Below are 26,044 nucleotides of genomic sequence, written 5' to 3' on the forward strand. Positions count from 1 at the left end.
GGGGTCGCCGCCCAGGACAAGTGAGCAGCCGCGACGCCGTTCTTCGCGCGGCCCGCGAACAATTCAGCCGCAGAGGATATGACGCCGCAACAGTCCGGGCCATCGCCGCCGAGGCTGGCGTGGACCCGTCCATGATCAACCACCATTTCGGCACCAAAGAACAGTTGTTCATGGCTGCGCTAGAGTCTCCTGTGGACCCCAAGGAACACCTGACGGCTGTCCTTGACGGGCCGCGGGACGGCGTCGGGGAGCGGTTGGTATGGCGCTTCCTGACAGTTTGGGACTCGCCCGCGGGGGCGGCCGGCGTCGCGGTTCTCCGCACGTCCATGCAACACGAATGGAGTGCGGCATTGGTCCGCGAGTTCATCCTCAACCGGGCTACCAAACCGCTGCTGGCCGGCCTTGGTGTCCCCGCTGAAGAGGCTTCGTGGCGCGGAAGCCTGGTGGCATCGCAGCTCTCCGGACTCATCCTGACCCGCTACCTGATCAAACTGGAGCCGATCGCTTCGGCCCCGCACGCCGTCGTCGTCCAAGCGCTAGGGCCAACAATTCAGCGGTATCTGACCGGTGCCGTAAGCGGTGGACTGTCGGACTGGATCACCAAACCCGGCGACTAAGGAGTCTCCCGGGGTCCGTGGGAAGATTGAGCGTGTGGCCCATATTGACGTTTCCGGTATTGATTACTTCCTTTCCGACGGTACCCAGCTGCTCAACGGCGTGACCTTCAAGGTCCCGGACGGCAGCAAAACCGCCCTGATTGGCCCCAACGGAACGGGCAAGACCACGCTTTTCAAGATCATCGCCGGCGATCTCACGCCGGACGAAGGCGTGGTGGGACGCTCCGGAACCATGGGCATCATGCGCCAGTTCGTGGGCCAGGTCCGCGATGAGTCCACCGTGCGCGACCTTCTTGTCTCCGCGGCGCCGCCGGCCCTTGCTGCGGCCGCCAAGGCAGTCGAAGACGCTGAGCTCGCCATGATGGAGCACGACGACGAGCCCACCCAAATGCAATACGCCCAAGCGATCGTGGACTGGGGAGACGCCGGTGGGTACGACGTCGAGACCGTCTGGGACGAGGTGTGCATGGCCGCGCTGGGCATCCCCTTTGACCGCGCCCAGCACCGCCCGGCGTCGAGCCTTTCCGGCGGCGAGCAAAAGCGCTTGGTGCTCGAGGCACTGTTCTCGGGACCGGATCAGCTGCTGCTCCTCGACGAGCCGGACAACTACCTCGATGTTCCGGGCAAGCGTTGGCTCGAAAGCAAACTCAACGAATCCAAGAAGACGGTTTTCTTCATCAGCCACGATCGCGAGCTGCTAAACAATGCCGCGGGACGCATCGTGACCCTCGAACCCGGCATCAACGGGGCTGGCGCTTGGGTGCACGGCGGCGGTTTCGGGACGTACGTGGACGCGCGTATTGACCGCAACGCGCGCTTCGAGGAACTGCGCAAACGCTGGGACGAGGAGCACCTGAAGCTCAAGGAACTCGTCATCATGTACAAGACCAAGGCTGCGTTCCGCTCGGACATGGCCAACAAATACCAGGCCGCGCAGACCCGTCTCGCCAAGTTCCTGGAAGCCGGTCCGCCCGAAGCCCTGCCGCTGGAGCAGAACGTACACATGCGGCTCAAGGGAGGCAGAACGGCCAAGCGCGCCGTGGTGGCTGAAAAGCTGGAACTCACGGGCTTAATGAAGCCGTTCTCCACCGAGATCTGGTTCGGGGACCGCGTGGGCGTGCTGGGCTCCAACGGCTCCGGCAAGAGCCATTTCCTGCGGCTGCTGGCTGCCGGCGGCACCGATCCGGAGCGCGAGCACTTGCCGGTTTCCGACGTCGAAATCGCTGAAGTCCCGCACGAGGGCACCGTGAAACTGGGTGCCAGGATCCGTCCCGGATTCTTCGCGCAGACCCATTCCCGCCCGGACCTCCTGGGCCGGACACTCCTCGATATCCTCCACCGTGGCGACGAACACCGCTCCGGGCTGGGCCGCGAGGCTGCTTCTGGTGCGCTCGATTCCTACGGGCTGGTGGGCTCGGCCGAGCAGAAGTACGAGTCTCTCTCCGGAGGGCAGCAGGCGCGCTTCCAGATCCTGTTGCTCCAGCTCTCGGGCGCCACGCTCTTGCTCCTTGACGAGCCCACGGACAACCTGGACCTGCACTCGGGCGAAGCCTTGGAACGCGCGATCGACGCGTTCGAGGGCACCGTCCTGGCTGTCACGCACGACCGCTGGTTCGCGAAGTCCTTCGACCGTTTCCTCGTCTTCGGATCCGACGGCAAAGTCTACGAATCCGCCGAGCCCATCTGGGACGAGTCCCGGGTAGAACGGGCCCGCTGACGTCCAGGTAGTTCCCCCGCGGCCAACTCCCCGCGGCCAACTCCAGCGGACTGACGGCGCCCAACGGCCTGACGGCTCTCAACGGACCGACAGCTCCCAACGCTCCTGCAGATATGGCGGCCTCCAACCCGACGCTCCTGCAGATATGGGCGAAAAATTCGGATCGCTCCCGCATTGCAGGAGCGATCTCGATTTTGGGCTTAATGGTGAGTGAGGATCGGGATTTGGGGGCTTAAAGGTGATCGAGGATCGGAGCCGGCTTCCCCTCCGGCTCGACGATGTGTACGATCGTACGCATGGCTGATTACTTCGCTGATGACCCGCGCACCAACCGGGAACGGATGCTCGCTGGAGACCTCTGCATCTCCGACGATCCCGAGAACCCGCGTCAATCGCAGCGGGCGGTCCTGCTACAGACCAAGTACGCGGCGGCCTACGTCGAAGACCAGGATGCTGAACGGCCCATCCTCGCGGAGCTCCTGGGCGGGCTGGGTGAAGACGCCCACATCAAACCACCGATCTTCGTGGACTACGGCACGTACATTACGGTTGGAGCCCGCACCTTCATCAACTACAACCTGACTGCCCTGGACGTCGCGCCGATCACCATCGGCGAAGACTGCCAGATCGGGCCCAATGTCCAGCTGCTGACGCCGACCCACCCCGTGGAGCCGAAGCCGCGCCGCGACCGGCTCGAGGCCGCGCAGCCGATCACCATCGGAAACAATGGTGGCTCGGGGGCGGAGCAATCGTCCTTCCCGGCGTGAGCATCGGCGACAACTCCGTGATCGGCGCGGGTGCGGTGGTCACCAAGGACATTCCCGCCAACTCGCTCGCAGTCGGCAACCCGGCCCGGGTCATTCGGGAGATCTGAAACAGTGGCCGTACGCCGCTTCGATCCGGACCGACGGGACCGGATCATCGACGCCGCCTTGGATGTGATCGCCGCCCAGGGTGTTGCCGGCGCTTCGCATCGCAAGATTGCCGAGCATGCCGGAGTGCCCCTGGGGTCCATGACCTATCACTTCGCCAACATGGATGAACTCCTCACGGAGGCGTTCAGGCGCTTCGGGAATTCGATCGCCGACCGCTTTGATCAGGAGTTGGGAGAAGCGACAGACGTCGACGGCGCGCGGCTGGCCGTGGTGGACTTGATCCATCTCGATTTGCTGGACTCACAGCGGGACCTCGTGCTGACGCACGAGCTTTACACGCTCGCCGCCAGGAAGCCGGTGTTCCGCCAGATCACCCGGGACTGGATGGCCCGGAGCAGGCGTGCCCTAGGGCTGCATTTCGACCCGGAAACCTGCAGGATGTTGGACGCACTGATTGAAGGCCTTTTCATCCACGCCGCGCTCGACACCGAACCGCACCACCGGGCCACCACCATAGAGGCGGTCGCCCGCATCACCACCCCGTATCACCACCCTGCCCGGACCGCCCACTAGCGCACCCCCAGCACCGAAACCCGACGTGAAAATCTCTCCGTGGAAGTTGTGACCGTATGACCACCAGCACCAGAACCGCCCCCGACGTCAAAGCCGCGGCAATCGCCACTTTCTTGGTCTTCGGCATGAATGGGCTCGTTTTTGCCAGCTGGGCGGCCCGCATACCTGCCGTCACCCAGACCTTGAATCTCACCTCCGGACAGATGGGCACACTGTTGCTGTGCACCGCCGTCGGGTCCTTGGTGGCGCTGCCATCCGCGGGATGGGTGGTCGGCAGGATCGGTACGGCCAACACAGTCCGGGCCGCCGGGCTGCTAGCCGCCTCCGCCGGAGCGGCCATCGCCTTCTCCTTGATGGCCGGCTCCGTGGCCGCCACCGCAGTGGCGCTGTTTTTCTTCGGTGCGGGAGTCGGTCTGTGGGATGTTTCGCAGAATATCGAAGGGGCCGACGTCGAACACCGGCTCGGGCGCACCATCATGCCGCAGTTCCACGCCGCCTTTAGCGGGGGTGCCTTTGCAGGGGCACTGATTGGTGCGTGGCTTTCCCAGATGGGGGTAGGACTTCCGGAACATCTGCTGGTGATTGCCGGCGTCGTGGTGCTTCTCACCTTGACGGCGCCGCGCTACTTCATGCCCCACGAAACCACAGGAACGGCGTCCGACGCCGGCGTACCGGCTGTCAAGGGTCCCTCGGCGTGGCGGGACTCCCGCACCCTGTTGATAGGTGTGGTGGTACTCGGAGCGACCCTCACGGAAGGCGCCGGAAACGACTGGATCGCCAAGGCTTCGGTGGATGGTCTGAATACGACGGAATCGACGGGCGCCCTCCTGTTTGCCCTCTTCGTCGCGGCGATGACCCTGATGCGGTTCCTTGGCGGACGCGCGATCGACAGGTTCGGACGCGTCGCGGTGCTTCGGGCGAGCATGGCCGCCGCCGCAATGGGCCTGGCGCTGTTCGTCTTCGCGGACAACCTCATCCTTGCCGGGGTGGGCGCGGCCCTCTGGGGCATCGGCGCCGCCTTGGCCTTCCCGATGGGCATGTCCGCCGCTGCCGATGATCCCCAACACGCAGCCGCCCGCGTCTCTGTGGTCTCGACCATTGGCTATGTTGCGTTTCTCGCGGGTCCGCCGCTCTTGGGATATCTGGGCGACCACACCGGCATCCACATGGCCCTGCTTGCAATCGGAGCGCCGATCTTGATTGCCCTGTGGCTGGCTGGCGCCGCTAAACCTTTGGCGAAAGACAACTGACTCGCAGTTGTTGTCGTTAAAACGCGGCATAACGACAACAACTGCGAGCTAGTTGGGTGACTGCGCGGCGGTGGCTACGGCGCCGAGGTTGCGGGCGCCGACGGAACAGCGCTCGGCGTTGCCCCGTTGGTGGCGCCGCTTTGCCGAGTCCGGCCTTGGCCGCCCTGGCCGTTTTGACCGCCATTCAAGTTCTGGAACTGGCCGCGGCCGGGACGGGCCTGTCCGGCGTCTATGAGCTTGGTGACACCGACGCCTCCGAAGAAGCCGACGGCGACCAGCAGCACGGCGAGGAGGATCTGCGTCAGGCGTCCCATCTGGAAGCGCTTCTTGGGAACGAACGGCTCCGGAGCTTGGGCGAATGGCTGCCCCGTGGGTTCCTGTCCGGTGGCCTGCAGAACTGCGGTTGGCTGGCCGGCATGGGGCTGCTGGGAGTAGGGCTGTTGAGGCTCCGGCTGGTTCAAGGGACCGGGCTCCGGCGCTGAATAGGACATTCGTGGATCTCCTGTTTGGGTGTTTCTTCGTTTAGTAGCTGTGGGGGTGAAAATGGTCAGGCTATTCGTACCGCAGGGCGTCGATCGGCCGCAGTTTCGCCGCCTTGTTGGCAGGGTAGATGCCGAAGATCAGGCCGATCGCCGCGGAAACCAGGAACGACAGCCACACGGTCCACCACTGGACTTCGGGCTGGGTTCCCAACACGGGGAAGGCACTGCCGATGTATCCCGCGGCAATGCCCAGCACGCCGCCGATCAGCGAAATGATGAGCGATTCGATCAGGAACTGGCTCACGATGCTCCCGCGCGAGGCCCCGATTGCCTTGCGGATGCCGATTTCGCGCGTGCGTTCGGTGACCGTGACAAGCATGATGTTCATGACGCCGATCCCGCCTACCAGCAGCGAAATCCCGGCCACGGCGCCCAAGAGGATGGTCAGCGTGGCGGTGGTCGTCGTGGCCGTGGTGAGGATCTGCGCTTGGTTCCGCACTTGGTAGTCACGGTTGGCAGACGTGACGTTGTGCCTGGCATCGAGGATCATTTGCACCTCGTTCTGGGCCTGGTTCATCACGTCCGCCGACTTCGCCTGGACGCTGATCGAGGCAAGGGAAGGCGAGTATCCGGTGAACTTGTCCTGGGCGGCACTGTAGGGGATCACAACAATGTCGTCCGGGTCGTTCAGGCCCGACGAGCCCTTTTGGGACAGGACCCCGGAGACCACGAAGTTCTGGCCGTTGAGGGCGATCGTCTGCCCCACGGCGGAGGCCACTGAGTTGCCCACCAGATCTTGGGCCACGGTGTTGCCGATGACTGCCACCGCAGTGCCGTTGCTCGCGTCGCCCTCACTGAAGTACGAGCCCGCTGCGAGCGTGTCGTTCGAAATGCCAAAGTACGACGGCGTGGTCCCCACAAACGTTGCGACCGCGTGGGTTGCGTCCTTGTAGGTTCCCGTGACGTTCTGGGCGGTGACTACGGGCGCCGTCGCGGCGACGTCGGGGGCCATGACGGGGTCAGTCAGCGAGGCCATGTCCTGGAGGGTCAGGTTGGTGCCGCGGGAGCGCGGACCGGTGACGGTTTGTCCGCCGCCTGCGGCGCGCCCGCCCGCCGTCGTCTGGCGGCTGACCGTGAGTACGTTGGTTCCCAGTTTGCCGATCTGGGCTTTGATGGCGTTGGAGGTTCCGGCGCCTACTGCCAGCAGGATGATGACGGACGCGATGCCGATCAGGATGCCGAGGGTGGTGAGTATGGAGCGCATCTTGTTGGCCATCACCCCCGTCAGGGCGAAGCGTACCGATTCGGCGATCATCATAGTGGCACCGCCGTCGCCAGAGGATGTCCGTGGACGCCGCGGACCCGGTGGTCCTCAATGATGTGGCCGTCCTGGAATCGCACTACCCGGTTAGCCCGCGCCGCTACGTCGGCCTCGTGGGTAATCATCACGATGGTCCTTCCGTTGGCGTGCAAGGACTCGAAGAGGTCCAGGATCTCGTGGGAGGACTTGGTGTCCAAGGCGCCAGTCGGTTCGTCGGCCAGCAGTAGCACCGGGTTGGTCACCAGGGCCCTCGCGATGGCGACGCGCTGTTGCTGGCCTCCCGAGAGCTGCGAAGGCTTGTGGTCTGCACGTTCCGCCAAGCCCACTGAATCGAGCACCTCCAAGGCCCGCTCCCGCCGTTCTTTCCGGTGCACTTTTGCGTAGGCGAGGGGCATGGAGACGTTGTCCACGGCCCGGGTTCGCGGTATGAGGTTGAAGTTCTGGAAGACGAAGCCGATTTTCCGGTTGCGGATCTGCGCTAGCTGGAATTCGTCTAGGGTCCCGGTGTCGATGCCGTCCAGGTGGTAGGTACCCTGGGTGGCTCCATCGAGGCAACCGATGATGTTCATCATGGTGGACTTTCCGGAGCCTGAGGCGCCGATGATGGCCACGAAGTCGCCGCGGTCGATGGAAATGCTCACGGAGTCCAGTGCGCGGACCTCGGCCTCCCCCTTGCCATAGATCTTGCTTACGGAGTCCAGTTGGATGACAGCGTCGTTCACGGCTGTTTACCCACCATTTCCGCGGGTACCGCCGGTGCCTCCGGCGCCGCCGGTGCCTCCCGTTCCGCCAAATCCACCGGTACCGCCCAGGCCGCCCGTCCCGGTCCGTCCGGTGGTGGTGCTGGTGTCCAAGGTGGAGGAGACGGCCGGGAGTTCAATTTGATCGCCTGCGCTGAGCCCGGTCAGCACCTGGGTGCGTCCGTTGTCCGTGATCCCGGTGGTGATGGGTACCGCCGTCGAGGTTCCGTTCTTGAGGACGCTGACAGTTTGCCGGGTTCCGGTGGTGGTGATTGCCAGCGAAGGCACCGTCAGCGCGTTCTTGGCGGTCGCTGTCGTCACGGAGATGTTTGCGCTCTGGCCTAGCCGGAGTGCTGCCGGGGGATTCTTGATGGAGATGGTGACCGGGTAGCTGACCACGTTGTTGGTTGTGGTGGCGTTCTGCGCGATCGCCGTGATGGTGCCGGTGACGGGTGCAGCGGAGGGGTCGGCCTTGAGGGCCGGGAAGGTGAAGGTCGCGGAGTCGCCAGTCTTCATGGCGGCGATGTCCGATTCGGCGAAGTTGGCGATCACCTGAAGATGCGCGGTGTCGCTGATCGTGATGAGTCCGGACGAGGAGGTGCTCGCGGCGCTCGTGGAGGAGCTGCCCGAGGCGCCGGATGCACCGGATGAGCTGGAACCGGAGGAGCCGGAGCTGCTACCGGCGTTGCCTCCCACCACGGCGTTGACGGCGGTGATTGTGCCTGAAACCGGAGCGGCGAGGGAGCAGGACGCCAGGTTCTTGGTTGCGGTGTCGACGGCGATCTGGGCAGACGTGGTGTTTGACGTGGCGCCGCCGCCGCTTTGAGCTGAATTGAGGGCTGTCTGGGCCGATGCGAGCTGCTCTTTGTCCTTGAGGGCTGAGCTGGCTTGCTGGTTGACTGCCTGGGTCAGGGCTTGATTGTCCTTCGCCAACTGGGCCTGGGCAGCGTTGAGCGCGGTCTGGGCCGGCTGGCTTGAGGGCGAGGCACTGGCAGCGGTTTGCGCAGACGCGACAGTTGCCGTGTCATTGTTCACGGCCGTCTGCGCCGCGGCCACGGCACTGGCCTGCTGGCTCGCGTCAAGATTGGCCGTCTGTTGGGCGTTGGCCAGGTTTTGGTTTGCCGAAGCTACCTGGTTGCTGGCAGAAGCTTGCTGTTGGTTTGCCTGTGCCGCGGCCGAATCCAATTGGGCCTGGGCAACGGCCAGGGCGTTCTGGGCGTTGGTCGGATCAATGGTGACCAACACTTGCCCCGCCGTGACTTGTTGGCCCGTCACCGCGGAGACCGTGGCAATTGGCCCGGTGCAGTTCTGCGCGTTGATGACGGTGGTGCTAGCGGGCGAGACGTTACCGCTCGCGGTGGACACGGCCGCGAGGTCCGCCGCGCTGACCGCGACCGTGCGGGCTGTGGTGTCGGCGGCTGTTTGCGGTACGCCGTTCAGCACGAAGAAGGCACCGGCGGCAATGCCGACTACGGCCACCCCGATGCCGCTATTGATGAGTTGAGGCTTTGAGAGCATGCCCGAACACTATGGTTGCTCGCTTGGAACATGCCGAGTGCTGCCTGAGGGTTTGCCTTATGTGACGTGCTGCTCCCCTAGCCGGCCCGCCGCTATTCTGGTGGGATGCGTAGCATGGTGCGAAAGGGCCTTTGGGGCACCAGGAGCATTGCGCGACTCGATCGGGCTGTGGTCCGCGCCGTTTCGCGCTTGCCGGAAGGCCGGCACGACGCCATTCTGAAGAACCTATCGGAGGCCGCTACCAAGGGCAAGTTGTGGTTTGCCCTTGCCGGCGTTCTCGGGGCCGTTCCCGGCAAGCCTCGAAATGCGGCAATCCACGGCCTCCTGGCTCTTGGCGTCTCGTCGGCCGTGACCAATCTCGGCTTCAAGACCCTCGTGCCGCGGGCCCGGCCACTGCCCGAGCACCTTCCGGCTTTCCGCTTTGTGAACCCCCAGCCCACCAGCTCCTCCATGCCCTCGGGCCATTCGGCGTCGGCGGTCGCCTTCACCCTTGGCGTTGCACTCGTGCATCGCCGGCTGGGGGCGGCGCTGGCCCCGGTGGCTGCCGGAGTGGCGTACTCCCGCGTGCATACGGGAGCCCATTGGCCCTCCGACGTACTGCTCGGCTCGACGATTGGCGCCGGAGCTGCCCTCCTGACACGAAACTGGTGGCCCCTGCGCCCGCCCGTCCCGGACACCGAGCGTTCGCCGGCCGAGGCTCCAGCAATCGACGACGGCGAGGGGCTGAGTATCGCGGTCAACGCCCTCGGAGGTTCCTACTCGCCGGACACCGAGACACAGCTTCAAGAAATATTCCCTAAGGCGTATATTCATTTGATTACTGAAGGCGAGGACATCGCGGAAGAAATCCAGGCCGCCGCGGAGAAGCCCGGGACGAAGGCCTTGGGCGTGTGGGGCGGGGACGGAACTGTCGGCACCGCCGCGGATGCCGCCGTCGAGCATTCCTTCCCGCTGCTGGTGCTGCCCGGCGGTACTCTTAACCATTTCGCGCGTGACGTCGACGCCCGGTCGCTGGAAGGTGCCCTTGAGGCTGCCATGACGGGAGCCGCGGCGTGGACGGATCTGGGCCACGTGACGGCGGGCCGCGGCGTCGACGGCAAGGATGAGGTCACCGAGCTCATCATGCTGAATACAGCCAGCATTGGGGTGTACCCCAACTTGGTGCGGCGACGCGAGCGGCTGCAGCCTGCCTTGGGGAAGCCCCTTGCGGGGCTCGTTGCCGGGCTGCGCACCTTTGGCGCGGCAACCCCCACCACCCTCCTTATCAACGGAGTGCACCACAAGTTGTGGATCCTTTACCTAGGCCGCGGCCGCTATTACCCCCGGGATTTGGCGCCACTGACGCGGCCCGTGCTGGACGACGGCGTGCTGGACATCCGCATGGTGACGGCAGACGAGCCCTTCGCGCGGCTGAGGCTGCTGTGGGCGGTCCTCACGGGAACCGTGGCCACGTCGAAAGTGACGCATCTGAGTGAGGCCTCGGAGATCAGCATCGAAGCGGTCGGAGAACCGCTCGTGATAGCGGTCGACGGCGAGCCGTTGCCTGGTGTGCGGACGGCAAAGTTCACGGTCCGCCGCCGCGCACTGCGGGTCTATTCACCGCCCTCCTAGGGCTTTCCCGGGGCCCTCGCAGGGCCGGCGGCTCCCCCGACCCGGCCGGCATCATCCATAGGGACTACCCTGGCCGGACCCTGAATCATCCCTGAGACCGGCGATTTCCGCTGCGTAGGTGGCTAGCGTTGTACCTACAGTCAACACATAGCTGCAGCAAGCGGAGGGAACGCTTCCATGATTGAGGCAACAGGCTTGAGGAAGGTCTACGGCGCAAAGACAGCCGTCGACGGAATCAGCTTTACCGTACAGCCCGGGAAAGTCACGGGCTTCCTTGGCCCGAACGGCGCCGGCAAATCCACCACCATGCGCATGATCATGGGTCTCGACCGTCCGACGTCGGGCGACGTCACCGTCAACGGTCGGCACTACTCCCAGCACAAAGCGCCCTTGCACCAAGTGGGGGCCTTGCTCGATGCCAAGGCGGTGCACACGAGCCGCAGCGCCTACAACCACTTGCGGGCCATGGCTGCGACGCACGGGATTCCGAACTCTCGCGTTGAAGAAGTCATCGAAATGACGGGCCTCACCGCAGTCGCCAAGAAGAAAGCCGGCGGATTCTCCCTCGGCATGGGCCAACGCCTCGGCATCGCGAACGCGCTCCTGGGTGATCCCCAGACGCTCATCCTCGACGAACCGGTGAACGGACTGGACCCCGAGGGCGTCCAGTGGGTCAGGAACCTTGCACGCTACCTGGCAAGCCAGGGCAAAACGATCTTCATTTCCAGCCACCTCATGTCCGAGATGGCCCAGACCGCCGATCACCTGATCGTGATTGGCCGCGGCAAGATCATCGCCGACACCTCGGTGGATGCGCTGATCGAGAGCCAGTCCCGCAAGCGCACCTTGGTGCGTACCTCGGAGACCACGCGCTTGTCTGAGTTGCTGGCCCGCGACGGCGTCCGGGTTGAGCAGAACGAGCGCGAGACCTTGGAAGTGTACGGTGTGGAGCCGCTCCGCATCGCACAGCTCGCCTTGGACAATCGGGTGCTGGTTTACGAGCTCACACCGCTCACGTCCTCGCTGGAAGAGGCCTACTTCCAGCTGGCCAAGGACGAGGTGGAATACCACTCGCACATCACCGGTGGACCGGCAGCACCAGGCGGACCGGCAGCACCAGGCGGACCGGCAGCAGGCGGGCCGGAAGCATCGGGCGGGCCGCTGGGTGCCAGCCCCGCCGGCGTCGGCTCCACCTCCGCTGCCACCATGGAAGGGATCCAGTCATGAGCACCATAACCATCAGCAAGAAGCATGCGATCCCGTCAGCCGGGACCGGCGGTGTCAATTTCCTCCGGGTGCTGAACTCAGAATCCATCAAGTTCCGGACCCTCATGAGCACCAAGCTTTTGTTGGTCTTGACCTTTGTGGCGATTGTCGGCATCGGCCTCCTGTCCGCCCTGGTCCGCTGGAACGTCGTCAACCAGTTGGTCACGGTTGGCCGCCAGGGCCACACGATGACGGCGAAGCAGGCCATTCAGTCATTCCCTCCGGGCCAGGGTTTCGATCTCTACAACCTTCCGAACGCTGGCCTGAATATCGGCATCCTGATCATGGGATCCCTGGCCGTACTTTTCATTGCTTCCGAGTACGCCACGGGCATGATCCGCTCTACCATGAACGCGGCACCGGGCCGGCTCTCCACTTTCGGCGCCAAGGCCGTCGTCTTGATTGTCGTCTCCTATGTCCTGTCGATCGTGGCCGGCATCGTGACTTTCCTGTTGGCGTCTCCTATGTTCGCTAACTTCGGGGTTGACCTTGGCTGGAGCACGGATGGAGTCCTGTACAGCGTCCTCACCGGAGGGCTGTACGTCTCCGGAGTTGCCTTGATCGGGCTCTCGCTCGGAACTCTGCTCAAGAACCCGGCCGGTGGCATTACCGTCCTGGTGGCCATCATGTTCGTGCTTCCGTTCGCCGGCCAGTTCCTCACGTTCGCGCCGGGCGACTTTTGGAAGTACGTTCCCCAGTACCTGCCCAGTGAAGCGGGCGGACGGTTCTTGTCGATCGGCCACGCGGACGGCATCCTGGACCCGTGGGCGGGCGGACTCGTGTTCCTCGGCTACGTCGTCCTGTTCATGGTTCCGGCGCTCATAGTCCTCAAGAGGCGCGACGTCTGATCCGCAACCGCTTGATCCGAAATCCAGGAAAAGCAACTCCAGGCGAGGCCGCACTAGGCTCAAGCCATGAGTGAACAGTTGCCAGCACAGGACGCATCGGCCCACGTTGCCGATGCGTCCTTTGCTGAAATCACCCTGCGACGCCGCGGCAGGATCCGCCGCTACCTTTTCGAACACCCGCGGGTCATGGACACGGTGGTGGTGCTCTGCTATTCGCTGTTGGCACTTCCCAGCTTCATTGGCTCCATCGTGGAGGGTAAGTGGTTGGCCGCCGCGCTGCTCGTTGCCATTGCGGCAATCTTGTTCCTGCGGCGCCGCTACCCGCTCAGTGTCACCGCGGCCGTAGCGGTCCTCGAAGTGGCCGCGACACTGCTGAATCCCTGGGGATCCAACGTCTCCGCAGGGCTGTGGTTTGCGCTCTACGCGGTGGCCGTGGCGAGGGCCCGGACCTTCACGTTGGCGGTGTCTGGCGCGGCGAGCCTGCCGTTGACCTTGGTGTACCTGTTCATGTGGATCAGCCCGGTCACGCCATCCAACGCCGAGGCGATTCCGGAGAACTTCCATCTCATCAGCAACATCACCGCCGCGGTCAGCATTGTGTTGTCGAATTTGATCGCCACTGGCATCGGCATTTCGGTGCGGCAGCGGCGTGAGCACGAGAGCGAAATCAGGGCTTGGGCGGCCCGCACTGCCCGTTTGGGGTCTGTCACGGAACGGAACCGGATCGCCCGCGAGATGCACGACGTCGTGGCCCACTCCCTGACGGTCATGATCAGTCTCTCGGACGGCGCCGCCGTCGTGGTCAAGAAGGATCCGGAGCGCGCAGGTGAGGTGCTCGGTGAGCTCTCGCGCACCGGCAGGACGGCGTTGGCCGATATGCGCCGTGTCCTTGGCGTGCTGCGGGACGACTCCGGTGGCCCGGCGCCTTTGGCGCCCCTGGTCAGTGGCCACAACTTGAGCAAGCTGCTCGATGGATTCCGGACAGCGGGGCTGCCGTTGCATTATTCGCACACGGGCCCTGCCCTTCCCGAAGACCCGGCCTTCCAGCTCACCGTTTACCGGATTGTGCAGGAATCCCTCACCAACGTACTGAGGTACGGGCGCTCGTTGAGCCAGGTGGATGTGCAGATCGTGCGGGACGGTGACTCAGTCACCATTGAAGTGCGCGACGACGGCCGGGGCTCCCGGGACCCAGGGGCCGAAGAGGTGGCCCTGGGAACCGGCCAGGGCATCGCGGGTATGCGTGAACGTGCGGGAATTTATGCTGGCACCGTAGATGCCGGTCCTGGCATGAACGGCGGGTGGAGGGTCCATGCGGAGCTGAATTGGAATGGAGAAAAGGGGAAATCATGACTGACAACGCTCCCATCAAGGTTCTGCTGGTGGACGACCAGCCCCTGCTGCGCATGGGATTCCGGCTCATTCTGGAGGGCGAAGAGGACCTTGAGGTGGTCGGCGAAGCCTCGGACGGCGCCGATGCGGTCAGAAAAGTGGACGAACTGGAACCGGACGTTGTCCTCATGGACGTCCGGATGCCTGCCATGGATGGAATCGAAGCCACGCGGCGGATCACGGCCTCGGCGTCCAACGCGAGGATCATCATCCTGACTACCTTCGACCTCGATGAATATGCCTTCTCCGGGCTGCAGGCCGGAGCATCCGCTTTCCTGCTCAAGGATGTTGCGCCCGCCGAGTTGGTCCAGGGGGTCCGGCTCGTAGCCAGCGGCGACGCCGTGGTGGCTCCGAGGGTCACCCAGCGGCTCCTGGAGACCTACGTCCGCGGGGGCCGGGTGCCCGGCCAGGCGCCAGTCCAGCCCCGCGATCCCCTGCTAGAAGAACTCACGCCACGCGAAACGGAAATGCTGGAGGCTATCGCGGGAGGGCTATCCAACGCGGAAATCGCCCACAAGTTCTTCCTATCCGAGGCGACGGTCAAGACCCACGTTCGGCGGATCCTCACCAAGCTGCACCTGCGGGACCGGGTCCAAGTGGTGGTCTACGCCTACGAAACAGGACTCGTGATCCCGAGCAACCCGGACTACTAGGACTTGCGACGCGGTATTTCCCTGACGACACGGGTATCCCCTAATGACGCGGGGATACCCTCATCGTCGGGGAAATACGGCATCGCGGATCCGGAACAGCGTCGCCGGGGACACAGCTAGACTCGGAGCCATGCCTTCGAACTCCCCTGCTGAGCACATCCAGGACCTTGGCGCGTATGTGAGCGCATCGCCGTCGAGCTTCCATGCCGTCCACGAGGCCGCGCGCCGCCTCGATGGCGCCGGTTTCACGGCCCTCGATGAACTTCTGCGATGGGAAGGCGGCGCTGGCCGTTTCTACGTCATCCGGGATGGTGCCCTCATCGCCTGGGTGACACCGGAAGGGGCAGCTCCCACCACGGCATTCAACATCTTCGGGGCCCACACGGATTCCCCCTCGTTCAAGCTCAAGCCGAAGCCAACAACGGGCAAGTTCGGCTGGCTCCAGGCTGGCGTTGAGGTCTACGGTGGCCCTTTGTTGAACTCCTGGCTGGATCGCGAACTCCGGCTGGCCGGGCGGCTCGTCATGCTGGACGGTACCCAGCACCTCACGGCAACCGGACCGCTCTTGCGCTTTCCGCAGTTGGCCATCCACCTGGACCGGACAGTCAATGACGGCCTCACGCTGGATAAGCAGCAACACATGAACCCGGTGTTCGGGCTCGGCGATCCCAACTCTGCGGACGTCCTGGCAATCCTGGCGGAATCCGTGGCCGGGGCTTCGGTCGATCCCGCCCAGATCGGCGGCTACGACATCGTTGTCGCGGACACGCAGGCGCCGGAGGTGTTCGGAGCCCAGGGTGAATTCTTCGCTTCGGGACGGCTCGATAATCTGTCTTCGACCCATGCCGGACTCGCGGCACTCATCGCTCACGCAGCCACGGGTGCGGCTGCCGGCGGCCCCATCGCACTACTGGCGGCCTTCGACCACGAAGAAATCGGTTCCGCCTCGCGCTCCGGAGCCTGCGGACCCATCCTCGAAGACATCCTCACCCGGATCTCCGACGGCCTCGGCGCGACGGTGAGTGAACGGCGCCAGGCGTTGTCGGCGTCGTTCTGTGTTTCCGCGGATGCTGGCCACGCCGTCCACCCCAACTACTCCGAGCGGCACGATCCCGCCAACCGGCCCATCCTCAACGGCGGACCGCTCCTCAAGATCAACGCCAACCAGCGCTACGCAACGGACGCCACCGGCGCGGCCTTCTGGGCGCGGCTCTGCGGCGAGGCGGGCGTCCCGTACCAGGAGTTTGTCTCCAACAACGACGTCCCGTGTGGCTCCACTATCGGCCCGTTGACGGCTACCCGACTGGGGATCCGGACGGTCGACGTCGGCGTGCCCCTTTTGTCGATGCACTCGGCACGCGAACTGTGTGGCGTTGATGACCCGCGTCACTTGGCTAGCGTGGCGGAGTTGTTCTTCCGCTTGGCGATCTAGCTTTACTGCGGCGCGGTTTCAGGCGGCTGGGGCTCAGGATGCGAGGCTCACCACGAGGTTGATGGTGGTGGCCAGGATCCCGACGCCGAAAACATAGGCGAGCAAGCTGTGTCGTAAGGCGGCGGATCGCATCTCCCTGGTGGTGATGGATGTGTCCGAGACCTGGTAGGTCATCCCGAGGCTGAAGGCCATGTAGGCGAAATCGGCGTACTGCGGCGGTTCCTTTTGGTTGAATTCGATTCCGCGGGGCGGCTCGGCCGTGTAGTACACCTCCGCGTAGCGCAGGGTGAAGAGGGTGTGTACCAGGAGCCACGATGCCACTGCCCCAACGAGGGCCAGCAAGGCGAGCATGAATTTGTCGACGCCGTGCGCATCCTTGGCCCCGAACATCACTAGCACGAAGGCCGCGAGCGAACCGACGGCGGCACAGAGGATGAGGAGGTCGGCAGTGGACCGCCGTGGGTCTTCTTCCGTGGCATGGCTTGCCGTTTGATCGGCTTTCATCGGGGTGATGACTGTCCACACGAAAACGTTGTAGACCACCGCGGCCACTGCCCAGCCAGCGGCGGGCGCGTAGATCCATTGACCCCATATTCCGGTCGCAACCGCGGCAGCGATGCCGGTGACAATCATCAGCAGAAATCGCAATTGGGACCGCTTCGCCCGGATGGACTTTGGCCTTTGGTTCTTTGCTGCGGCAGCATTCATAGTCAGATCATGCCACGCGTGCCAGCGGGCGGGCCGTCAAATTCCCGGACGTGGCGCGAACATAATAATTGCGACGCCCAAAAGGCAAATCACGGCTCCGATAATGTCCCAGCGGTCCGGCCGGAAGCCGTCCAGAAGCATCCCCCAAGCCAAGGATCCGGCGATGAACACCCCGCCGTAAGCGGCTAGGACTCTCCCGAAATGTGCGTCCGGTTGGAACGCCGCGACGAAACCGTAGACGCCCAAGGCCACGATCCCAAGGCCTGCCCACCACCAGGGCTTGGCCTCCCTCACCGATTGCCACACGAGCCAGGCCCCTCCGATTTCGGCCAAGGCCGCGAGGACAAAGAGGGCGGTGGATTTCAAGATCGTCATGGATTCAGTCTGCCCGAGCGTTGCCGCTCACTGCCCGACGGCTGATCCGCGCCTCTTGAGTTATCCACATACGCGAGGCTGACCGTTCCACTCCGCCGACACGCCGAATAGGCTTAGACACGGGAAATGGACTAAGATATTGAAGTCTGTGCTGCGCCCTGCTTCCGCTTCTGGAATCGGTCGTCAGCACTGTTCATCGCAAATGAACCTCCTGTTACGGAAATGCCGTAACCGCTTAGCCCAAAGGAGGTGGGTTCACATATGCGTCCTTACGAATTGATGGTAATCATCGACCCCGAGGTCGAAGAGCGTACGGTAGAGCCGACGCTTCAGAAGTTCCTCAGTGTCATCACCACCGATGGTGGAACCATCGAAAAGGTTGACATCTGGGGCCGCCGTCGCCTCGCTTACGAAATCAAGAAGAAGTCCGAAGGTATCTACGCCGTGGTGAACTTCACCGCCAAGCCGGAAACCGCAAAGGAACTTGACCGCCAGCTGAGTCTCAACGAGACCATCATGCGCACCAAGATCACCCGCCCCGAAGAGCAGAAGGTCGTTGCTGAGTAATTTCAGCTCCCGGCTTTCATTCTTTACCCCGCAGGAACGAACAAGGAGGCAGTAGATGGCAGGCGAAACCACTATTACGGTCATCGGTAATCTCACCAATGACCCCGAACTGCGGTTCACACCGTCAGGCTCGGCGGTAGCGAACTTCACCATCGCTTCTACTCCCCGGACCTTCGACCGTCAGTCCAATGAGTGGAAGGACGGGGAAACCCTGTTCCTCCGCGCATCGGTGTGGCGCGAAGCAGCTGAAAACGTCGCCGAATCCCTGACCAAGGGCATGCGCGTGATCGTTTCCGGCCGCCTGAAGAGCCGTTCCTACGAAACCAAGGAAGGCGAGAAGCGCACCGTTATCGAGCTCGAAGTCGATGAAATCGGCCCGAGCCTGCGTTACGCCAACGCCAAGGTCAACCGCACCCAGCGCTCCGGCGGTCAGGGTGGTCAGGGTGGCTTCGGCGGCGGCAACAACAGCGGCGGCTTCGGGGGTGGCGGCGCTGGTGCAAGCCAGGGCGGCAACTCCGGCGGAACTTGGGGCGGCGGCCAGTCCGCACCGCAGGAAGACCCCTGGGCTACCCCGGGCGTCAGCAACGCGGGCGGATGGGGCAACGGCCCGGATTCCGAACCTCCCTTCTAAACATTCATAAAAGTTCGACGCCGGAACCCGCCGGAAGTGCCGCGAGGCACCTTGGTGGCAACCGCCGTCGAGCACCACCATCCCGTGGATCCATATCCACGGGCTCCATAGAAAAGGAGCTCCACGATGGCTAAGGCTGAACTCCGTAAGCCCAAACCAAAGTCCAACCCCTTGAAGGCCGCTGACATCACTGTCATCGACTACAAGGACGTAGCATTGCTGCGCAAGTTCATCTCCGACCGCGGAAAGATCCGCGCCCGTCGCGTCACTGGCGTCACGGTGCAGGAACAGCGCAAAATCGCCCAGGCAATCAAGAACGCCCGCGAAGTTGCTCTGCTGCCTTACTCCGGCGCTGGCCGCGGCTAAGGAAGGGATTAACTAACATGGCAAAGCTCATTCTCACCCACGAAGTAACCGGTGTCGGTGCTGCTGGCGATGTTGTCGAGGTCAAGGACGGTTACGCACGTAACTACCTGCTGCCCCGCGGCTTCGCTCTGACCTGGACCAAGGGTGGCGAGAAGCAGGTTGAGTCCATCAAGGCTGCCCGCGCTGCTCGTGCCCACGCTTCGGTTGAAGCCGCACAGGCCCAGGCTTCTGCGCTTTCTTCCAAGAAGGTCAAGCTCGTTGTGAAGGCCGGCGAAACCGGTCGTCTCTTCGGCACCGTCAAGCCGGCAGATGTCGCTGCTGCAGTTGAGGCCGCTGGCCTCGGCTCCATCGACAAGCGCAACGTTGAACTGCCGAACCACATCAAGTCTGTTGGTTCGTACCAGGCCAACGTCCGCCTGCACGAGGACGTTTCCGCTGTGATCGACCTTGAGGTCGTTGCAGGGAAGTAATTCCTGACGTAGCTCGAAGGACCCCCGTTTCCGGTTTCCGGAGGCGGGGTCCTTTGCGTTGCGGGGTTTTGGGGCGCGCGAACTGGCAGCAGATGCCCTCTGGCGGCCTCATTGAGGGCATTAGCTGCCAGTTCGCGCTAGCCCGGTGGTAGCCTGCACCGGTGAACCTTGAACCCATGCGCACCAGGCCCTTCTCCCAGATGGACGTCTTTACCGACGTGCCGTACGGCGGCAATCCGCTCGCCGTCGTCGTCGACGCCGAAGGGCTCACCGCAGATCAGATGCAGCACTTCGCCAACTGGACGAATCTGTCGGAGACCACCTTCCTGCTCCCGCCGCGCGATCCAGCGGCCGACTACCGCGTCCGGATCTTCACCGGCAGCGAGGAATTCCCCTTTGCGGGGCATCCGACGCTCGGCTCGGCGCACGCATGGCTGGAGGCTGGCGGAGTGCCGAAACAGGCCGGAGTCCTGGTGCAGGAATGTGGCGCCGGTTTAGTGAGGGTAAAGCTCGACGGCGGACGCCTCGCCTTTGCGGCGCCCCCGCTGACCCGTTTCGGCCCCGTGGACGAGGCAACCTTGGAACAGTTGGCCGCTGGACTTCGTTTGCCGATAACCGCAATCCTGGATGCGTCATGGCTGGTCAATGGCCCGCAGTGGATCGGTGTGCTGCTCGAATCGGCCGAACAGGTCCTGGGCATCGAGCCGGACCTTGTTGCGATGGGGGAGTTGAAGGTGGGGGTCATTGGTCCACATGTGTCGGGCGCCGGCGTCGACTTCGAAGTCCGCACTTTCATTCCCGGCGACGCCATGGTGGAGGATCCGGTGACAGGCAGTTTCAATGCCGGTGCTGCCCAATGGCTGATGGGGAGCGGCCGGGCGCCAGAGGAGTACGTCGCCGCGCAGGGCACTGTGCTGGGCCGGGCGGGACGCATCCACGTCAAGGCGGAGGATGGCGACGTCTGGGTAGGCGGCAGCGTCGTGACCTGCATCGAGGGAACCGTGCGGCTGTAGCGGGGAATAAAAGGGGCAGGGGCACGGTTTGGGAGTATAGATGCAAACGCATGTACTCTGGTTTGAAGCCATCGAACCGCCGAGCAACAGGAGATCGCTATGGAAACCCGCCGCATAACCGTCCTTTCCGCCGGACTTGGCGTACCGTCGTCGAGCCGGCTCCTTGCAGACCAGCTCGCCGCGTCGGCCAAGCGCCAGCTGGGCGACGCCGGGTACGAGGTGCGGGTGGACGTTATCGAACTCCGGGACCTGGCCGTGGATATCGCCAATAACTTCGTGACGGGCTATGCCGCGCCGCGACTGGCAGAGGTGATCGCCGGCGTCGAGGACTCCGATGGCATCATCGCCGTGACGCCCGTCTTTAGCGCCTCGTACAGTGGGCTGTTCAAGTCCTTCATCGACGTCCTGGACCCGAAGTCCCTCGACGGTAAGGCAGTTCTTCTCGGCGCCACGGGCGGCACCGACCGGCACCAAATGGTGCTCGATTACGCCATGCGTCCGCTCTTCACCTACCTTCGCACCCGGATGACCCAGACATCCGTTTTCGCTGGCCCCCAGGATTGGGGAAACACCGACGACGGCGCGTCCCCTCTATCAGTCCGCGTAGACCGGGCGGCGGGCGAGCTCACCCAGCTCCTGAGTGGCGAACAGCCGCACCGCAAGGCGGAGGCGATGGAATCCTTGCCTTTTGAGCAGCTCCTCGCGGGGATCACCGCCGGACGCTAGGCGGCCGGGCTGACCCGCAACAGGTATCAGTCGTCCAGCAGCTCGATGAACTCGAGTGCCTGCTTCATGCTGATGTCGGAATGTTTAGTCAGGGCCAGAGCCGCGGCTTCGACGTCGCCGCTCTTGGCAAGGGTGCGGATCCGTCCGTAGATTTCATCATTGAGCATGTTGCTGCTTACCTCGCGTGTGACGTCGCCCTTGCTGGCGATCGCCCGGTAGCGGTACGGGAAGCGCTCAGGCTCGTCGTCGTCGGGCAAGAGGTCCTGCGGGGCGGGCTCCGGCTTGCGGAAGGGCTGCGGATGCGCTGCAAGCGCGCCGACGGCGTCCCGGGAGGCGCGCAGGCCTTCTCCGGTGGCGCTGAGGTACAGCTTGATGGCCGCCATGGCCTGGCCTTGGGCGATCAGGGAATACAGCAGCCGGTGTTGATCCTCGCTCAGCTTCGCCGCGGCCTCGCGGGCCAGCTCCGCCGGGTCCACCGCCGTCTTGCTTGCGGCAGCACTGCCGCGACGTTCTGTTGCGCGGCGGGAGAGAGCGCGGCTGATCAGGAGCACGCCCACGGCGACGGCCACCAGGATCACGACCGGAACGAGTAGGGATTCCATGGGCTAAAGCCGATCTATGTAGTTCTTGGCGGTCAACAAGTCCGAGTGCGTTTCGTGGCGGAGAAGCTTGATGGCCTGGATCTTCTGTCCACTGCGGACCATGCCCTGCAATTGCAGCGCAAACTGTGGATTCAACTGCCCGTTGGGCAGGATGGGACCGTTGTAGCCCGCTTGGCCGACCCCAGGGCTCGCCCCGACTTGCGCCTTCAGCGCCGCCCGCGACTGGCTGTCCTGCTGGGACTGTTGCTGTGCGTTCTGGCTTGGCCTTGTGGACGCATCGATGCGTGCCCTAGCCGCCGTTGCCGCCTGCACCTGGGCGGCCTGGTGGGCTGCCGAACGGGCGGCCAACTCCCGCTGATAGCGTTCGGCGTCCGACAACCCTGTGTCGCGTGGCTTGAACGCCGCCGTCAGGGCCCAGATAACCGCCACAAGGATGACAGCGGGCATTGCGACCAGCAGTACATCCCCAACAGTGAAACCCATACTTAGAGCTTATGTCAGAACGCAGTTATCCACAGCACATTCCGGTTTCGGCATAGCTTCTGAGAGTCTGCTGTCAAATTCCGGGAGTGATTGTGGGGAGCATCACATTTTCGGCATATTTATCCCGTTTCGGGCCATCGAGTGGGCCCGAGAGTGTGGATTGGGCGAATTGGTCTGTGGATGAGCGGCGGTACAAAATACTTTTGATCCACATGGCGTGGAGAACGTTTCCCCAGTTCAGAGGCCACTTTCCGGAAAAAGAATTTCTTTTTCCACAGGGTACTGCACAGACTGTGCACAAGTAGGGGCATGTTTTCAACACTTTATCCACAAGCCCGGCTTGGTGCCTCGGAAAAGCAGGGCTAACGTGGCTGAGTACCTGCTTTAGGTACTTGGAAAACCCCTGTTTCTCGTGTGCGGCGCCATGGCGCCGTCGGTAAACCAGCGTGCCCGCGGCCGGTCTGTGGAAAAGCTGTGGAAATCAGGGAATCCAAAATTGTCGGTGCCGTAGGGAACAGTTTGGACCAGCCGGCACGCCGGGCGGCCGGGCCAATCCACACCAGGGTATTGGCCTACCGAACCGCCAGGAACAGTTATCTGCCGCGGTACACAATGGAGGACGGCTTGTCAGTTACGCACTTGGATTCGATCGAGGGCGGCCGGACATCGGACGCCAGCCGCAAACCTCCCCAGGACATCCCCGCTGAGCAGTCAGTTCTTGGCGGCATGATGCTCTCCAAAGACGCCATCGCCGACGTCGTGGAGCTTGTCCGCGGCCATGACTTCTACCGCCCGGCCCACGAGACCATCTACGAGTCCATCATCGACCTCTACGGCCGCGGCGAACCCGCTGACGCCGTCACGGTGTCGGATGAGCTGACCAAACGCGGTGAGATCAACAGGATCGGCGGCCCCGCCTACCTGCATGAGCTCATCCAGACCGTGCCCACTGCGGCCAACGCCGGTTACTACGCCGAAATCGTGGCAGAGCGCGCCGTGCTGCGCCGCCTCGTCAACGCCGGCACCAAGATCGTCCAGATGGGCTACGGGCAGGACGGCGAGGTGGAAGATCTCGTCAACCAGGCCCAAGCCGAGATCTATGCCGTGGCCGAACGCCGCACCGCGGAAGACTACGTGGCGCTCAAGGACGTCATGGAATCCACCGTTGACGAGATCGAGGCATCCGGCCACCGCGGAGAGGGCATGACGGGCGTCCCCACCGGGTTCTACGAACTTGATGAGCTCACCCATGGTCTGCACCCAGGCCAGATGATCGTCATCGCCGCGCGTCCCGCCGTCGGTAAGTCCACGTTCGCGCTGGACTTCGCCCGTTCCGCTGCCATCAAGCACAACCTCGCCACCGTGATGTTCTCCCTGGAAATGGGACGCAACGAAATCGCCATGCGGCTGCTGTCCGCGGAGGCAACTATTGGCCTTCAGGACCTCCGCAAGGGCACCATCAAGGACGAACAGTGGTCCAAGATCGCCACCACCATGGGCCGCATGAACGACGCGCCCCTTTTCATTGACGACAGCCCCAATATGTCCCTCATGGAAATCAGGGCAAAGTGCCGCCGCCTGAAGCAGCAGCATGACCTCAAACTGGTGATCCTCGACTACCTCCAGCTCATGAGCTCCGGCAAGAAGGTGGAGTCACGCCAGCAGGAAGTCTCCGAATTCTCCCGAGCCCTCAAGCTACTGGCCAAGGAACTCCAAGTTCCGGTCATCGCGCTCTCTCAGTTGAACCGTGGATCCGAACAGCGCCAGGACAAACGGCCCATGGTCTCGGACCTTCGTGAATCAGGCTCCATTGAGCAGGACGCCGACATGGTCATCCTGCTTCACCGCGAAGACGTCTACGACAAAGAATCCCCCCGCGCCGGAGAGGCCGACATCCTCATCGCCAAGCACCGTAACGGCCCTACCAAGGACATTGTGGTTGCCTTCCAGGGCCATTACTCGCGCTTCGCGAACATGGCGGGCGAGACCGGCGGCGGGTTCTAGTTCCGGCCGACGGCCGTGGTCTCCGACCGGCAGTCCAGTCCTGCGGACCTACCCGCCATTAAGCAGGTGGTCCGGCATCCGGTTTCCCGGCGCCCCACCGCGGATCTCAAGCAGCTCCCGGGCGTGGGCGTGAAGTCGCCGGTCCTCGTCCGTTTCCGGTACCCACTGTGGGATCGGAACGGACGTGCCGGTCTCGTCCCGGGCCACCATGACGGTGAGGCAGTACGTGGTCAGGTTCATCTCGCGGCTCTTCGGGCTTCCTGAACGCACGTGCACCGCGATGTGCATGCCTTTGCGGCCTGTGTAGACGAGACGGGCTTCGACCTCCACGACGTCGCCGATCATGAGCGGGCGGTAGAAGCGCACGCCGCCGGAGAACACGGCTACCGTGTCCTTGCCGCAATAGCGGGAAGCGCAGACGTAGGCGGCCTCGTCGATCCACTTCATGACGATGCCGCCGTGGACCTTCCCACCCCAGTTCACATCGGTGGGGGCCGCCATGAAGCGCAGAACAACCCGCTCGGCCGTACCGGCGTCGGTATATTCCTGTGCGTTCATGGCTTCGACAATCTGTTCCCGCACGGCGATCCTGGCGAGGGCGCTGTCTCGCTGCTCAATCTCCTCCGGCGTCGACGGCTCGAACTGGGGGACCGGGACCGGCTTGCCGTCGGGGCCGACGGCAACGAAGATCACCAAGCACTGGCTGCGCATCGTTGCGGGGCCGCCCTTGGGATCGCCGGAGGAAACGATGGTCCGGATGTGCATTGAAGAGCGTCCCGTGTAGACGATGGTGGCTTCCACCTCCACCATGTCTCCGCTGTTCACGGGATCGGCGAAATGGATGTTGCCCACGTACGCCGTGACGCAGTAGGTCTTCGCCCAGCCAACGGCTGCCGCGTATGCGGCCTTGTCCACCCACTCAAGAACCGTTCCGGCGTCGACGGACCCGCTGTGTCCGACGTCGGTGGGGGAAGCAAGGAATCGCAGCGTGACGGAGTGGGAGGGGAGCTCGCTCATGACGTGAGTGTATCGACGGCGCGGATCGCCGTGCGCTGTATGACGGGCTGGCGACGCCCGAACGGATCCGCGACGCGCAAAAGGGCTGGCGACGCCGGAATTCCGGTGTCGCCAGCCAGTTTAGGTGTCGCCAGCACGGAAGTGCACGCGATCTTAGGCGAGGATGCCCAGCTTGGAACGCTTCCTGCCGAACGCTGCGGCGTCGACGGAGATCCGGCCGGCGCCGGTCAGGGCCACGGCCGCCGCTCCGGCGGCGAGTGCCAGCACCAATTCGTAGCCGCCCTTGTCGGCAAACAGGCCCGCCGGGGCGTGGACCAGGAACAGGGCGCCGAGCATGTCCAGCGCAAGGAGGGCGGCGAAGACGCGGGTCAGCAGGCCTGCGATAAGGGCGATGCCGCCGACCAGTTCGATGGTTGCAACGATCGGGGCTACAACGTCGGCGGCCGGAACGCCCATCTTGCCGAAGGCCGCTTGGGTCCCGGCGATGGTGAATTCATTGAATTTCTGCCAGCCATGCGCGGCGAAGATGAAGCCGACGATGACGCGCAGGACGGTAAGGGCTGTGTTGGTCAGGGTGGACTGGTTCATGTGATTGCACCGTTTTCGGGTAGCGGTTGACTGTCGCGAAGCTCTAGGGCAGAAGCCGATTTGTTGAAGCTTCAACTCGAGCCTTTCGAACTTTGCTTGAAGTGTCAAACAAATGTGACGTGGCGGAACCGTCTCCGGGACGATGAGGCTCAGCCCTCGGGTTGGGAAAACCATCCCTCGATCCCGGAACAACGCTCCG

The 26,044-nt window shown here is 63.7% G+C and carries 27 protein-coding genes and 1 pseudogene; 18 read left to right on the forward strand and 10 right to left on the reverse strand.

Going from position 1 to position 26,044, the window contains the following annotated elements; all coding sequences use genetic code 11:
* The first annotated feature begins 20 nt into the window (after window positions 1–20).
* The 5 genes and pseudogenes from OW521_RS11885 to OW521_RS11905 all read left to right on the forward strand — a co-directional run bounded on the left by OW521_RS11885 (window position 21) and on the right by OW521_RS11905 (window position 5,032).
* Entirely contained in the window at window positions 21–617 is a 597-nt protein-coding gene (locus OW521_RS11885; protein ID WP_268025655.1) for a TetR/AcrR family transcriptional regulator, read from the forward strand.
* A gap of 34 nt (window positions 618–651) precedes the next feature.
* Window positions 652–2,334 (forward strand): ABC-F family ATP-binding cassette domain-containing protein, encoded by a 1,683-nt coding sequence (locus OW521_RS11890; RefSeq protein ID WP_265978139.1) that lies wholly within the window; start codon window positions 652–654, stop codon window positions 2,332–2,334.
* Between the two features lie 296 nt (window positions 2,335–2,630).
* Window positions 2,631–3,208, forward strand: a pseudogene (locus OW521_RS11895) (sugar O-acetyltransferase).
* Between the two features lie 4 nt (window positions 3,209–3,212).
* The gene (locus OW521_RS11900) at window positions 3,213–3,782 is read left to right on the forward strand and encodes a TetR/AcrR family transcriptional regulator (protein WP_268019861.1); all 570 of its coding nucleotides are present in this window, start codon (window positions 3,213–3,215) and stop codon (window positions 3,780–3,782) included.
* A 56-nt stretch (window positions 3,783–3,838) separates the two neighbouring features.
* Complete coding sequence (locus OW521_RS11905; protein ID WP_268019862.1) at window positions 3,839–5,032, forward strand: MFS transporter; 1,194 nt, start codon at window positions 3,839–3,841, stop codon at window positions 5,030–5,032.
* Window positions 5,033–5,106: 74 nt separating this feature from the next.
* On the opposite strand, the gene OW521_RS11910 is transcribed toward OW521_RS11905, so the two are convergent.
* The 4 genes from OW521_RS11910 to OW521_RS11925 form a co-directional block, all read right to left on the reverse strand.
* Window positions 5,107–5,523, reverse strand: coding sequence for a hypothetical protein (locus OW521_RS11910; protein WP_268019863.1), 417 nt, complete (start codon window positions 5,521–5,523; stop codon window positions 5,107–5,109).
* 61 nt (window positions 5,524–5,584) lie between these two features.
* Entirely contained in the window at window positions 5,585–6,832 is a 1,248-nt protein-coding gene (locus OW521_RS11915; RefSeq protein ID WP_268019864.1) for an ABC transporter permease, read from the reverse strand.
* Window positions 6,829–7,557, reverse strand: a complete 729-nt coding sequence (locus tag OW521_RS11920; RefSeq protein ID WP_265978112.1) for an ABC transporter ATP-binding protein — start codon at window positions 7,555–7,557, stop codon at window positions 6,829–6,831. Before OW521_RS11920 ends, OW521_RS11915 begins: the two co-directional genes overlap by 4 nt.
* Before the next feature lie 6 nt (window positions 7,558–7,563).
* Complete coding sequence (locus OW521_RS11925) at window positions 7,564–9,093, reverse strand: efflux RND transporter periplasmic adaptor subunit (RefSeq protein ID WP_268019865.1); 1,530 nt, start codon at window positions 9,091–9,093, stop codon at window positions 7,564–7,566.
* Window positions 9,094–9,198: 105 nt separating this feature from the next.
* On the opposite strand from OW521_RS11925, the gene OW521_RS11930 reads away from it, so the two are divergent.
* The 6 genes from OW521_RS11930 to OW521_RS11955 all read left to right on the forward strand — a co-directional run bounded on the left by OW521_RS11930 (window position 9,199) and on the right by OW521_RS11955 (window position 16,295).
* Window positions 9,199–10,704: a bifunctional phosphatase PAP2/diacylglycerol kinase family protein gene (locus tag OW521_RS11930; protein ID WP_268019866.1), complete on the forward strand. Its 1,506-nt coding sequence runs from the start codon at window positions 9,199–9,201 to the stop codon at window positions 10,702–10,704.
* 177 nt (window positions 10,705–10,881) lie between these two features.
* Window positions 10,882–11,931: an ABC transporter ATP-binding protein gene (locus tag OW521_RS11935; RefSeq protein ID WP_268019867.1), complete on the forward strand. Its 1,050-nt coding sequence runs from the start codon at window positions 10,882–10,884 to the stop codon at window positions 11,929–11,931.
* The gene (locus tag OW521_RS11940) at window positions 11,928–12,818 is read left to right on the forward strand and encodes an ABC transporter permease (protein ID WP_268019868.1); all 891 of its coding nucleotides are present in this window, start codon (window positions 11,928–11,930) and stop codon (window positions 12,816–12,818) included. Before OW521_RS11935 ends, OW521_RS11940 begins: the two co-directional genes overlap by 4 nt.
* Before the next feature lie 66 nt (window positions 12,819–12,884).
* Window positions 12,885–14,171, forward strand: a complete 1,287-nt coding sequence (locus OW521_RS11945; protein WP_268019869.1) for a sensor histidine kinase — start codon at window positions 12,885–12,887, stop codon at window positions 14,169–14,171.
* Entirely contained in the window at window positions 14,168–14,863 is a 696-nt protein-coding gene (locus tag OW521_RS11950; RefSeq protein WP_268019870.1) for a response regulator, read from the forward strand. The genes OW521_RS11945 and OW521_RS11950 overlap by 4 nt, the downstream gene beginning before the upstream one ends.
* A gap of 130 nt (window positions 14,864–14,993) precedes the next feature.
* On the forward strand, window positions 14,994–16,295 hold the full coding sequence (locus tag OW521_RS11955) for a M18 family aminopeptidase (RefSeq protein WP_268019871.1): 1,302 nt from the start codon (window positions 14,994–14,996) through the stop codon (window positions 16,293–16,295).
* A 33-nt stretch (window positions 16,296–16,328) separates the two neighbouring features.
* Here the strand turns inward: OW521_RS11955 and OW521_RS11960 are convergent, their stop codons facing one another.
* Both OW521_RS11960 and OW521_RS11965 read right to left on the reverse strand, forming a co-directional pair.
* Window positions 16,329–17,003 carry a DUF1345 domain-containing protein gene (locus OW521_RS11960; RefSeq protein ID WP_268019872.1) on the reverse strand — a complete coding sequence of 225 codons (675 nt, stop codon included), beginning with the start codon at window positions 17,001–17,003 and terminating at the stop codon, window positions 16,329–16,331.
* Window positions 17,004–17,039: 36 nt separating this feature from the next.
* Window positions 17,040–17,378, reverse strand: coding sequence for a YnfA family protein (locus tag OW521_RS11965; protein ID WP_268019873.1), 339 nt, complete (start codon window positions 17,376–17,378; stop codon window positions 17,040–17,042).
* A 261-nt stretch (window positions 17,379–17,639) separates the two neighbouring features.
* Between OW521_RS11965 and rpsF the strand changes: the two genes are divergently transcribed.
* The 6 genes from rpsF to OW521_RS11995 all read left to right on the forward strand — a co-directional run bounded on the left by rpsF (window position 17,640) and on the right by OW521_RS11995 (window position 21,151).
* A complete protein-coding gene (gene rpsF, locus OW521_RS11970; protein ID WP_268019874.1) occupies window positions 17,640–17,945 on the forward strand; it encodes a 30S ribosomal protein S6 in 306 nt (101 codons plus the stop codon).
* 55 nt (window positions 17,946–18,000) lie between these two features.
* Window positions 18,001–18,576 (forward strand): single-stranded DNA-binding protein, encoded by a 576-nt coding sequence (locus OW521_RS11975; RefSeq protein ID WP_265978099.1) that lies wholly within the window; start codon window positions 18,001–18,003, stop codon window positions 18,574–18,576.
* A gap of 126 nt (window positions 18,577–18,702) precedes the next feature.
* Window positions 18,703–18,942, forward strand: coding sequence for a 30S ribosomal protein S18 (gene rpsR / locus OW521_RS11980; protein ID WP_003800144.1), 240 nt, complete (start codon window positions 18,703–18,705; stop codon window positions 18,940–18,942).
* Between the two features lie 17 nt (window positions 18,943–18,959).
* Window positions 18,960–19,412 carry a 50S ribosomal protein L9 gene (gene rplI, locus OW521_RS11985; RefSeq protein ID WP_268019875.1) on the forward strand — a complete coding sequence of 151 codons (453 nt, stop codon included), beginning with the start codon at window positions 18,960–18,962 and terminating at the stop codon, window positions 19,410–19,412.
* Between the two features lie 176 nt (window positions 19,413–19,588).
* Complete coding sequence (locus OW521_RS11990; RefSeq protein WP_268019876.1) at window positions 19,589–20,425, forward strand: PhzF family phenazine biosynthesis protein; 837 nt, start codon at window positions 19,589–19,591, stop codon at window positions 20,423–20,425.
* A gap of 99 nt (window positions 20,426–20,524) precedes the next feature.
* On the forward strand, window positions 20,525–21,151 hold the full coding sequence (locus tag OW521_RS11995; RefSeq protein WP_268019877.1) for an FMN reductase: 627 nt from the start codon (window positions 20,525–20,527) through the stop codon (window positions 21,149–21,151).
* A gap of 26 nt (window positions 21,152–21,177) precedes the next feature.
* Here OW521_RS11995 and OW521_RS12000 read toward each other — a convergent pair whose 3' ends face one another.
* Entirely contained in the window at window positions 21,178–21,753 is a 576-nt protein-coding gene (locus tag OW521_RS12000) for a hypothetical protein (RefSeq protein WP_268019878.1), read from the reverse strand.
* 3 nt (window positions 21,754–21,756) lie between these two features.
* Window positions 21,757–22,236 carry a hypothetical protein gene (locus OW521_RS12005; protein ID WP_268019879.1) on the reverse strand — a complete coding sequence of 160 codons (480 nt, stop codon included), beginning with the start codon at window positions 22,234–22,236 and terminating at the stop codon, window positions 21,757–21,759.
* Between the two features lie 624 nt (window positions 22,237–22,860).
* Here OW521_RS12005 and dnaB point away from each other — a divergent pair.
* On the forward strand, window positions 22,861–24,240 hold the full coding sequence (dnaB, locus tag OW521_RS12010) for a replicative DNA helicase (RefSeq protein WP_265978081.1): 1,380 nt from the start codon (window positions 22,861–22,863) through the stop codon (window positions 24,238–24,240).
* Window positions 24,241–24,288: 48 nt separating this feature from the next.
* On the opposite strand, the gene OW521_RS12015 is transcribed toward dnaB, so the two are convergent.
* Both OW521_RS12015 and OW521_RS12020 read right to left on the reverse strand, forming a co-directional pair.
* Window positions 24,289–25,257, reverse strand: a complete 969-nt coding sequence (locus OW521_RS12015) for an acyl-CoA thioesterase (protein WP_268019880.1) — start codon at window positions 25,255–25,257, stop codon at window positions 24,289–24,291.
* Between the two features lie 153 nt (window positions 25,258–25,410).
* Entirely contained in the window at window positions 25,411–25,845 is a 435-nt protein-coding gene (locus tag OW521_RS12020) for a DoxX family protein (RefSeq protein WP_268019881.1), read from the reverse strand.
* Window positions 25,846–26,044: the final 199 nt, after the last annotated feature.

The sequence above is a fragment of the Arthrobacter sp. MMS18-M83 genome, assembly GCF_026683955.1.
Lineage (GTDB): Bacteria > Actinomycetota > Actinomycetes > Actinomycetales > Micrococcaceae > Arthrobacter.